Source organism: Streptomyces sp. NPDC005752 (genome assembly GCF_040630715.1).
GTDB lineage: Bacteria > Actinomycetota > Actinomycetes > Streptomycetales > Streptomycetaceae > Streptomyces.
In genome coordinates, this window is the sequence record NZ_JBEXYB010000004.1 from 92,734 (window position 1) to 107,258 (window position 14,525).

At 71.5% G+C, this 14,525-nt stretch carries 14 protein-coding genes; 5 read left to right on the plus strand and 9 right to left on the minus strand.

Annotation, left to right across the window (positions count from 1 at the left end):
* Window positions 1-96: 96 nt before the first annotated feature.
* The 3 genes from ABZ441_RS04855 to ABZ441_RS04865 form a co-directional block, all read right to left on the minus strand.
* Window positions 97-810 (minus strand): lytic transglycosylase domain-containing protein, encoded by a 714-nt coding sequence (locus ABZ441_RS04855; RefSeq protein ID WP_358968391.1) that lies wholly within the window; start codon window positions 808-810, stop codon window positions 97-99.
* A gap of 389 nt (window positions 811-1,199) precedes the next feature.
* The gene (locus ABZ441_RS04860) at window positions 1,200-2,522 is read right to left on the minus strand and encodes a PhoH family protein (RefSeq protein ID WP_358968394.1); all 1,323 of its coding nucleotides are present in this window, start codon (window positions 2,520-2,522) and stop codon (window positions 1,200-1,202) included.
* Window positions 2,523-2,857: 335 nt separating this feature from the next.
* Entirely contained in the window at window positions 2,858-3,646 is a 789-nt protein-coding gene (locus ABZ441_RS04865) for an isoprenyl transferase (protein ID WP_358968397.1), read from the minus strand.
* Window positions 3,647-3,854: 208 nt separating this feature from the next.
* On the opposite strand from ABZ441_RS04865, the gene mgrA reads away from it, so the two are divergent.
* On the plus strand, window positions 3,855-4,892 hold the full coding sequence (mgrA, locus tag ABZ441_RS04870; RefSeq protein WP_358968400.1) for an L-glyceraldehyde 3-phosphate reductase: 1,038 nt from the start codon (window positions 3,855-3,857) through the stop codon (window positions 4,890-4,892).
* Between the two features lie 321 nt (window positions 4,893-5,213).
* A complete protein-coding gene (locus ABZ441_RS04875; RefSeq protein ID WP_358968403.1) occupies window positions 5,214-6,392 on the plus strand; it encodes a winged helix DNA-binding domain-containing protein in 1,179 nt (392 codons plus the stop codon).
* A gap of 46 nt (window positions 6,393-6,438) precedes the next feature.
* On the opposite strand, the gene ABZ441_RS04880 is transcribed toward ABZ441_RS04875, so the two are convergent.
* From ABZ441_RS04880 to ABZ441_RS04890, 3 genes are all read right to left on the minus strand, one after another.
* A complete protein-coding gene (locus ABZ441_RS04880) occupies window positions 6,439-6,894 on the minus strand; it encodes a hypothetical protein (RefSeq protein WP_358968406.1) in 456 nt (151 codons plus the stop codon).
* A 116-nt stretch (window positions 6,895-7,010) separates the two neighbouring features.
* Window positions 7,011-7,823 (minus strand): class I SAM-dependent methyltransferase, encoded by an 813-nt coding sequence (locus ABZ441_RS04885; RefSeq protein ID WP_358968409.1) that lies wholly within the window; start codon window positions 7,821-7,823, stop codon window positions 7,011-7,013.
* Between the two features lie 71 nt (window positions 7,824-7,894).
* Entirely contained in the window at window positions 7,895-8,680 is a 786-nt protein-coding gene (locus ABZ441_RS04890; RefSeq protein ID WP_358968412.1) for an A24 family peptidase, read from the minus strand.
* Between the two features lie 105 nt (window positions 8,681-8,785).
* Here ABZ441_RS04890 and ABZ441_RS04895 point away from each other — a divergent pair, with 105 nt between their 5' ends.
* The gene (locus ABZ441_RS04895) at window positions 8,786-9,175 is read left to right on the plus strand and encodes a DUF192 domain-containing protein (RefSeq protein ID WP_358968414.1); all 390 of its coding nucleotides are present in this window, start codon (window positions 8,786-8,788) and stop codon (window positions 9,173-9,175) included.
* Window positions 9,176-9,211: 36 nt separating this feature from the next.
* Here the strand turns inward: ABZ441_RS04895 and ABZ441_RS04900 are convergent, their stop codons facing one another.
* The 3 genes from ABZ441_RS04900 to ABZ441_RS04910 all read right to left on the minus strand — a co-directional run bounded on the left by ABZ441_RS04900 (window position 9,212) and on the right by ABZ441_RS04910 (window position 11,525).
* Window positions 9,212-10,399, minus strand: a complete 1,188-nt coding sequence (locus ABZ441_RS04900; protein WP_358968417.1) for a hypothetical protein — start codon at window positions 10,397-10,399, stop codon at window positions 9,212-9,214.
* Window positions 10,400-10,466: 67 nt separating this feature from the next.
* Window positions 10,467-10,910, minus strand: a complete 444-nt coding sequence (locus ABZ441_RS04905; RefSeq protein WP_358968420.1) for a hypothetical protein — start codon at window positions 10,908-10,910, stop codon at window positions 10,467-10,469.
* 135 nt (window positions 10,911-11,045) lie between these two features.
* On the minus strand, window positions 11,046-11,525 hold the full coding sequence (locus ABZ441_RS04910) for a hypothetical protein (RefSeq protein ID WP_358968423.1): 480 nt from the start codon (window positions 11,523-11,525) through the stop codon (window positions 11,046-11,048).
* Window positions 11,526-11,855: 330 nt separating this feature from the next.
* Between ABZ441_RS04910 and ABZ441_RS04915 the strand changes: the two genes are divergently transcribed.
* Both ABZ441_RS04915 and ABZ441_RS04920 read left to right on the plus strand, forming a co-directional pair.
* A complete protein-coding gene (locus tag ABZ441_RS04915) occupies window positions 11,856-13,847 on the plus strand; it encodes a hypothetical protein (RefSeq protein ID WP_358968426.1) in 1,992 nt (663 codons plus the stop codon).
* A 20-nt stretch (window positions 13,848-13,867) separates the two neighbouring features.
* On the plus strand, window positions 13,868-14,461 hold the full coding sequence (locus ABZ441_RS04920) for a hypothetical protein (protein ID WP_358968429.1): 594 nt from the start codon (window positions 13,868-13,870) through the stop codon (window positions 14,459-14,461).
* Window positions 14,462-14,525: the final 64 nt, after the last annotated feature.

Sequence of the window (14,525 nt, forward strand, 5' to 3'; positions counted from 1 at the left end):
CCGGAGTTCTCCGGATCGAACCGTACACGCGAGATGCCCCGCACCGTCGAACGGTGCGGGGCATCTCGGAGTCGGGCGCGGAACCTCGTGGGGTTCCTAGTACCAGTTGTTGGCCTGCCAGAAGGACCAGGCTCCGCACGGGCTGCCGTAGCGGCCGTCCATGTAGCTGAGGCCCCACTTGATCTGGGTGGCCGGGTTGGTCTGCCAGTCGGCGCCGGCGGACGCCATCTTGGTGCCGGGCAGCGCCTGCACGAGACCGTACGCCCCGGAGGAGGGGTTGCTCGCCCGGTAGTTCCAGGTCGACTCGTGGTTCACGATGTTGCTGAAGCACTGGAACTGGTCGGCGGGAACCATCTGCCGGGCCATCGCCTGCACTTCGGCCACCGAGTAGGAGCCCTGAGCCGAGAAGGACGAGGCGTCGCGGACGGAGGACCGGCTCGCGCGCTCGGCCTCCTTCTTCGCCTTCTCCTTGGCCTCGCGCTCGGCCACCAGCTTGTCCTCGGCCGCCTGCTTCTTCGACTTGGCGTCCTTGGCGGCCTGGATGCGGGCCGTCTCCTCGGCCGACTTCTTCGCCGCCGCGTCGGCCGCGGACGCCTGGGCGTCGGCCTGCTGCGTCAGCGAAGCGGTCTGCACCTGGGCCTGCTGGCCCGCGGGGATGTCTGCGAGCAGCGTGGTGTCGGCTGCGGCCGCCTCGAAGTTGTTGTCGTCGACAGCGGGAGTGCTGCCCGACGCAACGCCTACGACGGCGCCTACGGTGGTTACGGCGGTGGCGGATGCCACGGCGAACCCCCGGACCGAGATCCGGCTCACACGGTGTCCTTCCAGCATCGCCCGCTTAGGTGACCTCGCGGGCGCAATCGTGCCCCTGACACTGGCCTCCCTACTGCTTGGGTCACGGGAGGCACGGGCCCGGTGGGCGACTCCCTCTCGGGAGCGCCGCGTTGTGCTCGCGGGCGGCATACGGACGGCGATTGTTGAGTTGTGTGGTGCGTGGCGCCTTCGGAGGTGCCCAAGTGCCGTATGCGGGGCCTGACGGAAGCAAGACTCTGCCGGAAGGACACGGCGCGTTGCAATTCTGTGTTGCGTGTGAAAGGTCACACCTCGTTTGGCGCACAACTTTTTCGGAAATGACGGTGCAGCACGATGCCGCCCGGCTAAGCTCCTTGGCTCGCCGGGCGGCATCTATGGGGTGTTCCGCGTCAGATGTGTACGTCCTCCAGCATTTCGGTCACCAGCGCGGCGATCTGCGAGCGCTCGGAGCGGGTGAGCGTGACGTGCGCGAAGAGCGGATGCCCCTTCAGTTTCTCGACCACGGCGACGACTCCGTCGTAGCGGCCGACCCTGAGGTTGTCCCGCTGCGCCACATCGTGAGTGAGCACCACCCGCGAATTCGCCCCGATACGGGACAACACGGTCAGCAGGACGTTGCGCTCCAGTGACTGCGCCTCGTCCACGATCACGAAGGCGTCGTGGAGCGAGCGGCCCCGGATGTGGGTGAGCGGCAGGACCTCCAGCATCCCGCGCCCCAGCACCTCTTCGATGATCTCGCGCCCGGCGACCGCCGACAGCGTGTCGAACACGGCCTGCGCCCAGGGGCTCATCTTCTCGGACTCGCTGCCGGGGAGGTAGCCGAGCTCCTGCCCGCCGACTGCGTACAGCGGCCGGAAGACCATCACCTTCTTGTGCTGCCGGCGCTCCAGGACGGCCTCCAGCCCCGCACAGAGCGCCAGGGCCGACTTACCGGTGCCCGCCCGGCCGCCCATCGAGATGATCCCGACGTCCGGGTCGAGGAGCAGGTCGAGCGCGATGCGCTGCTCGGCGCTGCGGCCGTGGATACCGAAGGCCTCCCGGTCGCCGCGTACGAGACGGACGTTGCCCTCGGCCGTGACCCTGCCGAGCGCCTTGCCCCGATCGGACTGGAGGACCAGTCCGGTGTGCACGGGGTATTCGGCGGCCTCGGGGACGTACAGGTTCTCCTCACTGAACAGCAGGTCGACCTGTTCCGCGGCGAGGGACAGCTCCGCCATCCCGGTCCAGCCGGAGTCCGTGACGGCGAGTTCGGCGCGGTACTCCTCGGCGAGGAGGCCGACCGAGGACGCCTTGATCCGTAGCGGCAGGTCCTTGGAGACGACGGTGACGTCGTATCCCTCGGCCTGCAGGTTGCGTGCGACCGCGAGGATCCGTGAGTCGTTGTCCCCCAGCCGGTAGCCGGCCGGCAGGACTCCGGGATCGGAGTGGTTGAGTTCGACACGGAGCGACCCGCCCAGATCCCCGAGCGGGATCGGGGCGTCCAGCCGGCCGTACCGGATGCGGAAGTCGTCCAGGAGGCGCAGGGCCTGCCGGGCGAAGTATCCGAGCTCGGGGTGGTGCCTTTTGGCCTCCAGCTCCGTGACCACGACGATCGGCAGCACGACTTCGTGCTCGTCGAACCGGGTCACGGCTTTGGGGTCGGCCAGCAGGACGCTGGTGTCTAGAACGTAGGTGCGCCTGTCGGGCATGCGGCGCTTTGTGCTGGTCACCACGGAAGGACGTACCCCCTCGGACGAGGTCGGGGAGTGCGACGGAGGTCGCGGAACTTCCCGAAGGGAGAGGACGGACCGGGTTCTGGCCCCGTGCGCGGGCCGAACACCGGCCCTCCGCGTCGGCCGCGTGTGGTGCGGTCCTTCGTGTGCAAAGGGCCTCCCGGGCGAGCGGGCTGGGTGCCGCTCACTTGGCTGCGACGTCCGCCTGGTTGCTGACCGGACATCGACCTGAGAGCTGTATTCCCTCGAACACGCGAAGCCATGCCCCGGCCTGCGACGAGGTGCGCCCGGGCGGATTCCGTGCTCCGGCACGCCCGCCGGGCGCGCCGTGCCGGTCAGGCCCCGTAACGCCGGTGGCGCGCCGCGTAGTCGCGCAGGGCGCGCAGGAAGTCGACCTTGCGGAAGGCCGGCCAGAAGACCTCGCAGAAGTAGTACTCCGAATGGGCGCTCTGCCAGAGCATGAAGCCCGACAGCCGCTGCTCCCCGCTGGTGCGGATCACGAGGTCCGGGTCGGGCTGTCCACGGGTGTAGAGGTGCTCGGAGATCAGGTCCGTGGAGACGACCTCGGCGAGCTCCTCGAAGGTGGTGCCCCGGGAGGAGTGCTCCAGGAGGAGGGAGCGGACCGCGTCCGCGATCTCCTGCCGCCCGCCGTAGCCGACGGCGACGTTGACGATTATCCCCTTCCCGGAGCCTCCGGCCCGGGAGGTGTTGACACCCGCCGTGGCCTCCTCCGCCTCCTTGAGGACGGTCTGGGTCCGTGCCGGAAGCAGGTCGAGCGTGCCGACGTGGTGGACTCGCCACCGCCCGTCGGACGCGAGCTGGCGCACGGTGTTCTCGATGATGCCGAGCAGAGGGGTGAGCTCCGACTCGGGCCGGTCGAAGTTGTCGGTGGACAGGAGCCAGAGGGTGACGACCTCGACATCGGTCTCGCTGCACCATCCGAGCAGCTCCGAGATCTTGTCCGCCCCGGCCTGGTGTCCCTCCACGGCCGAGCCGCCGGACGCCTTGGCCCATCGCCGGTTGCCGTCGAGGATGACTCCGATGTGCTTGGGCACCTGGTCGTGGTCCAGGCGGCCTCCCACCCGGCGGGCGTAGAGCCCGTACACCAGGTCGCGCAAGTTCACTGAGTTCACCCTCTCGGTTCCGTACGGGCTCACGGCCCGCCCTCCCCCTCACCGGGGGGTCCGGGGCCGACCCCCGGGGGATCGCCGTGCGGTCCGCGCACCGCGCTCTCGCGCCGCGGATCGGCATGTCCCGAAGCCGCCACATTACTGCGGCCGGGTCACAGGGGCCCAACCCGGCCTGTCACAAGTTCGTGATAAGGAGTGAAACGTGACTGATTCCCTCCCCTACCGAGCCGGCACGTCCCGCTACGACTCCATGGAGTACCGCCGCACCGGCCGCAGCGGGCTCAAGTTGCCCGCCGTCTCGCTCGGCCTCTGGCACAACTTCGGCGACGACCGCGCCCTGGGCAGCCAGCGGGCGATCCTGCGCCGTGCCTTCGACCTCGGTGTGACCCACTTCGACCTGGCCAACAACTACGGCCCGCCGCCGGGCTCCGCCGAGCTGAACTTCGGCAAGCTCTTCAAGCAGGACTTCGCCCCGTACCGGGACGAGATCATCGTCTCCACCAAGGCCGGCTACCGGATGCACCCGGGTCCGTACGGCGAGTGGGGTTCCCGCAAGTACCTGCTGTCGTCGCTCGACGCCTCCCTGCGGCGGACGGGCCTCGACCACGTCGACATCTTCTACTCCCACCGCTTCGACCCCGCCACCCCGCTCGAGGAGACGATGGGGGCGCTCGCCTCCGCCGTGAGCCGGGGCAAGGCGCTGTACGCGGGTGTGTCCTCCTACAACGCGGAGCAGACCGCCGAGGCGGCACGGATCCTCGCCGAGATGGGCGTGCCCGCCCTGATCCACCAGCCGTCCTACTCGATGGTGAACCGCTGGATCGAGGGGGACGGGCTGCTCGACGCGCTGGAGACGGCCGGCATGGGCTGCATCTCCTTCGCGCCGCTCGCCCAGGGGCTGCTCACCGGCAAGTACCTGGCGGGCATCCCCGAGGGGTCTCGCGCCAGCCAGGGCAAGTCCCTGGACCCGGACCTGCTCTCCGACGAGATGGTGCGCCGGCTGCGCGGGCTGAACGACATCGCGCGGGGCCGCGGGCAGTCCCTCGCACAGCTCGCGCTCAACTGGGTCCTCCGCGACAGCCGTATGACCTCGGCCCTGATCGGCGCGTCGAGCGTGAAGCAGCTGGAGGAGAACGTGGCCGCACTGGCCGCACCGGCGCTGACCGCCGCCGAGCTGAAGGAGATCGACACCTTCGCCGTGGACACCGCAAGCACCAACATCTGGGCCGACCGGCGCTGACGAACAGCCGCCCCGCTGCCCTGATTCCCGTACGCCGCCGGGGCACCGCGCGGGGCCGGGGCCCGGCCCGCACACGGGCCGCACAGGCGGAACACCGTGCGGGCACAAAAAACGGGCCGGTCCGTGGGGGGGGTTACGGACCGGCCCGAGGGGGGGTTTCCACCATAACCCTTCGTAAGTGCTGATGCGTGCCACGCCGCCGAATTATCACTCTCCGAATTCATCGGACTGCGCAGCGGGCATATCCGCGGATGTGACGCGAGAGGCGCCGGAGACGCTTACAGGACAGTTCCTGTCCTGTAAGCGTCCTACATTCGGCCCATGACGACACGAGCCCGCACCATCACCGTGAGCTGGCCCCAGGCGAACGCGCGGCGCCTTGACCGGCAGTTCCTCTCCGACGGGGCCCCGTCGGACGGTCACGCGACGCAGGACGTGGCCGGTACCGTCGCCACGATGCTCGGGGCGCACGCGCAGGTGCTGTCTGCGGCGGAACTCTCCGTCGGACTGCGCGCGCCGGGGACGACACGCACAGATGTGCGCGCGGCGCTGTGGACGGACAGGACCCTCACCAAGACGTTCGGGCCGCGCGGCACCGTGCATCTGCTGCCGGCCGGTGAGCTGCCGATGTGGACCGGAGCCCTCTCGGCCCTGCCCCGGGGCAGCAGTCCGTTTCCCCAGCACGCCCGGATGACACCGGAACAGGTCGAGGCGGTCGTGGCCGCGGTCGCCGACGCCCTGACGGGTGCCGAGCTCACGATCGACGAGCTCTCCGAGGAGGTGATCGCCCGCACCGGCCCGTGGGCGGGGGACCTCGTGATGCCCGGGTTCCAGGCGATGTGGCCCCGCTGGCGCCAGGTGCTGCACCTGGCGGGCCACCGGGGTGCCCTGTGCTACGCGGCGAACCGGGGCCGCAAGGCCACGTACACCAACCCGGGGACCGTCCCGATGCCCGCCGGTGAGGCGACCGCCGAGCTCGTACGGCGCTATCTGCGGGCGTACGGGCCCGCCACGCCGGGCCACTTCGCCCAGTGGCTGGCGGCACCACGCGGCTGGGCCGGACAGCTCTTCGAGGACCTGGCCGGCGACGGCGTGATCGAGGAGGTGCTCTTCGAGGAGTGCGGGGCCGCCTGGGTGGCGGCGGGTGACACCCTGTTCCCGTCAAAGGCGCCGCGCGGCGTGCGGCTGCTCCCCTATTTCGACGCGTTCACCATCGCCTCCCGGCCGCGCGAGCGGCTCTTCCCCGGCGCGGCGTACGAGCGTGCGCTGGCCGGCGGTCAGGCGGGCAACTTCCCGGTGCTGCTGGTGGACGGCACGGTCGCCGGGGTGTGGCACCAGCGCCGCTCGGGCAGGCGGATCTCCGTCACCGTGGAACCGCTCGGCCCTCTGGACGCCCGGCGGACGCGGGCGTTGGAGGAACAGGTGGCAGGGCTGGGCGAAGTGATGGAGGGAAACCCCGAACTGACGGTGGGAAAGGTGAGCGTGGGCGCGCACGCTTAGAGCGGACCCGGACGGACCCGGTGGGGCCCGCCGGGTCCGTCCGGGATCAGCGGGGCACGAAGCGGATCGCCACCGTGTCGCCGCCGCCGATCACGAAGTCGCCGTTCTCGCACCGGATCATCGCCTCGCGCACCTCACCGTGCCCGTCGCGCCGCTCCTGCGTGCCCGTGACCGTCCAGGCCCCGCCGTGCGGAGGGGAGGGCAGCCGGCCGAGATGCTCGAACTGCCACTGACCCGCGGGCACGCACCAGTCGGGAAGGGAGGGCCAGGCTCCCGAGGTGATGCTCAGCGTGTGGTCGGAGGCACAGGTCAGCAGGACCGACTGCCCGCCCTCCAGCACGAATTCGACGGCTTCCGGCTCCCCCGCGCGCCCCTCCGGCCGGTAGAAGAGGCCGTGGACGGCGGTGATCCGCGCGCCCGTGAGCCAGTCGGCCTTCCCGTGGCGCGGCCGGCCGACCGGCGGGCTGGTCTCTCCGCCCGACATTTCGCTTCCCACCGACATGACGTGCTCCTTCGTTGTGCGCTCAACCAACAGGGTCGCACTACTCATGGGTAGGACGGAGGGGCGGGTGATGCCGTTGCACCCGTGGTCCGTGAACCCGCCCTCGGGGCAGGGCCCTACGGGACCACCGGCCGCGGTGGCTTCCGTGCCTCGACGAGGAAGCGGGCGCTGTGTGCGACGAACGGCCCCTCCTCCTCCATCTGCCTGTGCAGGGATAGCAATTGGGGCAGGTAGGCGCCGACGGTGAAGCCGGGCACCATCCAGATGACCTTGCGCAGGAAGTACACGACGGCGCCGATGTCGAGGAACTCGACACGCAGCCGCTCGGCACGCAGGTCCGTCACCTCGAGTCCGGCGGCCTCCGCGTCCTCCCGCGCGTGTCGCGGGTCGCGGGCAGCGCGCTGCTCGGCGGACAGCGGGCCGAGGAAGTACTCGATGAGCTCGAACACGCTCTCCCTGCCCACCTGCTGGGAGAAGTACGTGCCACCGGGGGCGAGCACCCGGGCGATCTCGTCCCACCACGTCGTCACCGGATGCCGGCTGACGACCAGGTCGAAGGCATGGGCGGCGAAGGGCAGCGGCGGCTCGTCGGAGTCCGCGACGACCACGGCACCGCGCGGGCGGAGCAGGGCGGTGGCGCGGGCGACGTTCGGCGGCCAGGACTCGGTGGCCACGGTGAGCGGCGGCAGTACGGGCGCGGAGGCGAGGACCTCCCCTCCCCCGGTCTGGATGTCGAGCGCGGCCTCCGCACGTGCCAGCCGGTCGGCCATGGCCCGCGCGTACCCCCAGGAGGGGCGCTGCTCGGTGGCCCGCCCGTCGAGCCACGAGAAGTCCCAGCCGTCGACGGACACGGTGTCGGCCTCCGCGACGAGGGTCTCGAAGCGCGCGTCGGAGGCGGAAGGGACGAGGGGTGCGGACGATCCGGTCATACGGGGAGGGTGCCAGTGCGCGAGGACCTGGCGCGAGCGGATATCACGCACGGAGGTACGACGGGTGGGATTCACGCGACGAGGCCTCCGAACAGCAGTCCGACGAGTGCTCCCGCGATCATGAACGGCCCGAACGGGATGCCCGTCCTGCGCCCGGCACGGCGCATCAGCATCAGGCCCGCCCCGTACAGCGCGCCGAACAGGAAGCCGGCGAAGCCGCCCGCGAAGAGCACCGCCCAGCCGTACCACCCGAGGGCCAATCCCAGCGCGAGGGCGAGCTTCACGTCGCCGAAGCCCATGCCGTCCGGGTTGATCCGGAAGAGCAGGAGGTAGAAGCCGCCGAGTGCCACTCCGCCGAGCAGGGCGGAGGTCCAGGACCCGCCGTGCCCGGGCAGCAGGGCAGCTCCGCCCAGGAGTGCCGCGGCGGCACCGGCCAGGGGCAGCGTGAGCATGTCGGGGAGCCGGTGGACACGGCGGTCGATGACGGCGAGGAGCACGGCGACGGGGGCCAGCAGCAGCCAGACGACGGCTTCGGGCCGGGTGCCGGCCGCGGTGGCGAGCGCCGCACAGGCGAGCACGGTGACCACCGGGGCGGCGACGGCGGGTGCGTAACGGCCCTGCCCCGCCGGGGCCTGCGGGGCCGCGCCTGCGGGGAGCGCGGGGACGGCCACCGCGCACTCCGCGCACCTGGCCGGGCCGAGCCAGCCCCGAGCGGACCCCGGCAGCGCGTGCCCGGCCGGGCAGGCGTCGCGCCAGGGTTCCTCGGGCTCGACGGAGAAGCGGTACGCGGCACGCGGGAGCAGCAGTCCGGCGGCGGCGCCCCAGAGCGCGGCGACCGCAATCAGTGTGGCGTCCACGGTCCCGACCCTAATCCGGAGGGCACGGCGGGGTCTTGGGTCCTGGGACCCACCGCCCGCCGTACCGGACCCACGCGCGGGCCGTGAGGTCTACGGTCGGTGCCCATGGGGAAATGGCGCAACGGCAACGGGACTCTGACGGTCGGTACGGGATCCGGGGCGCGGGAGGTGCCGCTGCGCATCGCCGCCTCCTACCGGGCGCGGGCGCGTGGCCTGCTCGGTGTGGACGGTGTCGACGGTGCGCTGCTGATCACCCCGTGCGGGAGCGTCCACACCTTCCGGATGCGGTTCGCCATCGATGTGGCCTACCTGGACCGGAAGTTCGGCGTTCTGGCGGTACGCACGATGAGGCCCGGCCGGTTCGGCCTGCCCAGGCTCCGCGCCCGCCATGTGGTGGAGTCGGAGGCCGGGGCGATGGAGCGGTGGGGCCTTCGGCCCGGGACGCGGGTACGAATCTCCGTACCCGCCGCGGAGAGCTCGCCGCCCGCGCGGTGACGGGTGCGGCGGCGGGCCGCGGCCTCGGCGGCCGGTTCACGGCGGTCCCGGTCCCAGCAGCGTCCACGCCCCGTACGCGGCGGAGCCGATGGCCAGCGCGGCGACGACCGCCCCCGTGCGCGCCCTCGTACGCAGTCCCGTCAGCGCGACGGCCGGGGGCAGGAGCAGGGTGAACGCGGGCATCATCAGGCGCGGCCGGGAGCCGAAGTAGCCGGAGCCGATGAGTGAGATGACGACGACCGCGATGCCGTACAGCAGGACGGGCAGCGGCTGCCGCTGCCGTACGCACAGGAGGACCAGCCACCCCAGCAGCCCCAGCGCCGCGCAGAGGCCGAGCGCGGCGGGAAGCGGCAGTCCGGCGATGAAGGCGGCCAGCGCCCGGCCGCCGTCGATGCTGTTGCCCCACTGCGCCTGGACGTCGAAGTACGCGAACGCGCCGCCCTCCCGTACGGCGACGAACACCACGTGGCCCAGCCATCCCAGCGGTGCGAGGCACACTCCCAGCAGCATGCGCGCGTTCCGGCGCAGCAGGCCCCGCCGGTCGCCCGCACGCCACTCCCGTACGAGGACGGCGGCGGCGGTGATCGCGAGCGCCGCGATGAGGGCGGCGGCCGAGGGCCGCGTCAGCCCGGCGAGCACGCACAGCGCGCCCGCGACGATCCAGCGGTCCCTGAGCACGGCGTACAGGGACCAGGCGGCGAGGGCGGTGAACAGGCTCTCGGTGTACGCCATCGACTGCACGAACGCCGTCGGGTACGCGCCCCACAGCGCGGCAAGCACCACCCCGGTCCGCCGCCCGTGGAGCCGGGCTCCGACGGCGAAGATCCCCCAGGCCGCGAGGAGCCCCGCCAGCCAGGCGACGGCGATGCCCGCGCCCTGCACGGTGAGCGGGGTGAGCGCGGCGAGGCCCCGTTCCATGGCCGGCAGGAGCGGGAAGAAGGCGAGGTCGGGGTGAACACCGCCGTCGGGGAGGGTGACGGTGTAGCCGTAGCCGTTCTCCGCGATCCGCTGGTACCAGACGGAGTCCCATCGCCCGCCGAGCAGGTGCAGGGCGTCCTTCCCGGCGGCCGACGCCGCCACCTGGAGTACCAGCAGCCCGACGGCCCTGACCGCCGCGTAGGCACCCAGGGCGGGGGCTGCGGCCGTGAGCAGGGCCATGGCGCCGTGCCGGGTGCTGTGGGATTCGGGCGCCACCGGGCGGGTGCGCGTCTGCTGATCGGGCATGCGGCAGATTATGAGCCCGCCGCCCCGGAGCCACCGACCCGGGCCCGTCAGGAGGGCACGGACCGGCTCACCAGGCCGGGCTCGGCGGTGGGCCTCCTCCGGCCCGCAGGACCTCCGCGTGGCGGACCTGCCGGGTGCCGAGCCCCCGGCCTATCAGCGGGCCGACCGTACGGATCAGCTTCAGCTGCACGGAACGCAGGACGCGCACCGTGATGTCGTCGGGCCAGCCGGTCGAGGTGGACCACTCGTACCCCGAGCCGACCACGTCACTGGCGAAGGCCAGCTCGGTCGCCAGCAGGGCCCGCGCCCAGTCCATCGGGTCCAGCGATTCCCGGCCCGCCAGCGCGCCGCGGATCGACATGCCCCGGTGGCTCAGGTCCTGAACGCTGTCGAAGCCCATGGCCACGGCGAACTCCTCGGTGCAGCGGGCCGGGCCGCACCATTCCGTCAGTCCTAGCTGGAGGAGACGGGACTCCTCGTCGTTCAGGGCCAGCTGCTCAGCCGTGGGCACGCGCCGTCACCTTCCGATTGCGGCCCGGCCCGGCGCCGTGGGGGGGCACGCCGGGACGGGCATCGATCACCTGCGGCGCAGACGCTAATCGCCCCGGCGGGCGCCGTCATGGGCCCAGGGACCCAACCCGGGGCCTCAACCGTCCTGGCCGGCCTCACGGATGGGTTCCACCCGTGCCCCGGGAAGAGAGCCGACCGGCTTCCCGACCGCGTCCACGATCAGGACCGGCCGGGTGTTCCCGTCCGTGCCCCCGTCCAGGACCCGAGCCCGCGTGCTGGTGCCGTCCGGCAGGGCCGCCCGGTACGCCGAGGGGCGCACCCCGTCCGCCGGACGGAGCACGGTCGTGCCGAGCCGGGCCGCGAGCCGGCGTGCCGCTTCGGCCTCGGTGGGCGGCGCGGGCTCCACGTCCGCCGACACGTACACGTCCCAGGCGAGCGCGAGGTCGCCGTCCAGGTCCGTGAAGTGGCACAGCACCGCAGCCGACCAGTCACGGTGGCCGTCGGAGTCGTCGGACACGTCCACTTCGGCCGCTGTCACTCCCACCACGTCGGCCAGGGCGGCAGCCATGGCGTCCGGTGAGGTCCGGTGCACGGTCAGGAAGGTGTACGCGGTCATCGGCGTCCCCGGCCCGTCCCCGGCGCCCCAGGCTCACTCGGCCGCGGGGAGGCGCCGACCACCCGGCGGTACATGCACAATGCACCCACTGCACACCGTGCTTACGGGCCGGTGCGGCCCGACAGCCGTGCCGGTACGGCACTTTACGCAGTCGGCACGACGTCCGGACGAAACCGGTGAACTGCAGCCGACCGCCCGTGGCTTCTCCGCCCGGGGCGGCGACGGACACATTTGGGCCCGCATTTGGGGCCGGGGGCCCAGGTCGAGCTGGATTTCCGGCAATACATTCGGCCGGGGGCAACGGTGCGGGTACCGGCGAGAGGGTGGACCGTGAGCGGTGGCGGCTGGGGAGACCGGGGCGCGGGCCACATACCGCCGGGTGGCGGCGGGGGTGGCTGGTTCTTCCCCCTGAGCCGCGGCTGGGCGGCCGGCGCCCTCGTCTACGTCGTCACCGGGTTCCTGGTGGCGCGGGCGCTCGTCGGGACGCTCGCCACCGACGAGCGGCTCGATTCGGTCGGCTGGCGGCTTGCCCTTCTGCACCTGCCCGGCATCCTCGTGACCGCCCTGGCGGTCCTGGCGGCCGCCCGCGCCCTTCCCGGCCGGCAGCGCGACTCACGCGCCCTGCGTCTCGTCGGCACCCTCGCCGTGCCGGTGGCTGGACTCGCCTTCGGTTACACCGTGACATGGGACGTGGTGAACACCGAAGGGCTCCTGCTGCCGTTGGTGACGATGGTCACCGGCGCCGCCGTGGGACTGTCGCTGGACCGGCTCCTCGACAGCCGCGACACACCTTCCGCACCCTCGTCGCAGGCCTCGGCGTACGGACGCTCGTACGACTGGCGTGACAGCGGCGCCACCGCGACCGAGTACCTCGGCGTCGTCGTCCTGGTCGTCGCACTGACCGGCGCGCTGGCCATGGCCGGTCTCGGAGGCCGGATCGGGGAGGGCATCCGCTGCGCCATCGGCACGCTCACCGGGGACGGCGGGGGATGCGGGGCGGGCGGGGACAGCACGGCGAAGCCGAAGACCGACGCCGACTACGAACCCAGGCTCTGCCAGATCTCCAACGTCTCCGACACCGCGGGCGGCAAGGTCAAGATCGGCTGGTTCGAATGGGGCGAGGAGTACGGCTTCCAGCAGAAGGTGGCCCGGGCCAACCACGACGTGAACGAGGACGGAACGGTCGACGAGAACGACAAGCTCGTCTACATGACGTTCACCGACGCCGCGTCCGCGGGTCTCACCGCCGGCACCCCCGGTGTCAAGCTCGGCAGTCTGGGCAAGGCGGACGTCGACATCGGCGGCGGGATCAAGATCACGAACGGTGACACCTGGGTGTTCAGGAGCGAGGCCGACGCCCAGAGGATGAGGGACGACATCGAGGAGATGAAGATGTGGGAGACCTCGATGAAGCACAGCGGCGGCTACGGCGGCGGCTGGTACTCCGGCATGAAGTGGGCGGAGAAGACGGAGGACATCGAGAAGAAGATCGGCGACAAGAAGATCTCCTACTCCACCCTGGGCATCAACGCGTACGCGGACGGCGGCCTCTCCGTCAAGGCCGGTGACGACACGAAGCTCGGCGCCGAGCTGGGCGGCAAGGCCAAGCTCTCACCTGACGTGACGATCACCAAGGACGACGTCAACGGCAACGAGTCGTACACCTACACCGCCAAGCTGGAGATCGAGGGCAAGGTGAGCGGCACCGCGGGCCCCCTGGGCGGCACCGCCGTTGCCAAGGACACCCGCACCGGGGCCCTCACCGTCACGCGCGACCAGAAGACCGGGAAGATCGTGCGGATCGACATGACGCAGACGGTCGACCAGACCTCGACCTCCGACAAGGGCGAGGCCGGCGGCGACAACGGCAGGACGGGCAAGGACAAGCGCGGCGGCAAGGGCGGCGTCACCGACTCCTCCGGGGACACCGGCATCGACGTACGTACGAACTCCGTCGTGTTCGGCAAGGAGACCGACGAGGCCACCGAGGCGAAGCGCTCCGTCGCCGAGGAGTGGCTCGACGGCTCCGGCGACAACACCGCCCCGTTCGCGTACATGTTCGGCGACCATTCCCTGGAGAAGAAGCCCGACGGGACGGACCCCTTCGCACAGCTGATGTTCCAGGACGGTCTGTCCAGCACGATGCGCTACCACGGCGAGTCGGACGCCCAGGAGTTCGGCTTCGAGGTCTCGCTCGGCATGAGCCTCGGATTCTCGATCTCCGGCGAGCACAAGGAGGAAACCCTGACGGACGCGGAGTTCCTCGGTGCTCCGCAGGACGGCAGGCGCACGTACCTCCCGTACAGCTACTGCGCGCAGTGAACGCGCACGACGAAGGGGCGATGACCTTGACATCGACGTCGACGAAGTTCAGGGCGCTCGGCGCGGCCGTCGTGGCCACCCTCGGCCTGACGCTGCTCAGCGGCTGCGGCGGGGAGGACGCCGGGACGGTCCCGGACGGCTGGGGCACGCTCGACACGAAGAGCGTGTCGGTCGGTTACCCCGAGGCCGCGGGATACGCCCCGCAGCCGGCCGCCGAGCGCGGCAAGGCAAACGCGGCGGTCGCGCTCAAGGTGGAGAAGGGGCTGCGCACCGGCATGGTCTCCGTCCAGCTGAACTTCGCCACCGGTGTCGGCGACGCCGGTGAGGCAGCCGCGGCGGCGGGCGCCGGGATCGGGCTGGGAGCAACCCGCAAGGACACCCAGGACGTGCGCCTCGCGGGCGAGGAGAGCGCTCAGGAAGCCCGCAGGATCGACTACGAGTTCACCTCGTCGGGCGAGGAGTCGACCCCGGCGAAGGGGACGCGGATGACGGGGGTCGTCGTGGCAGGCGTCGACTCGAAGGACGTGCCGTTCGCCATCCGGATCAACGCGGTGAAGGGTGAGCTGAGTCCGGCGGACCTCGACTCGTTCGTCGGATCCGTCACCGTCAGGTGAGCGGCCTCCTTGCTACCCGCAGTCGATAGACACCCCCAGGCCCCGACCCGCATGCCCCGACCCG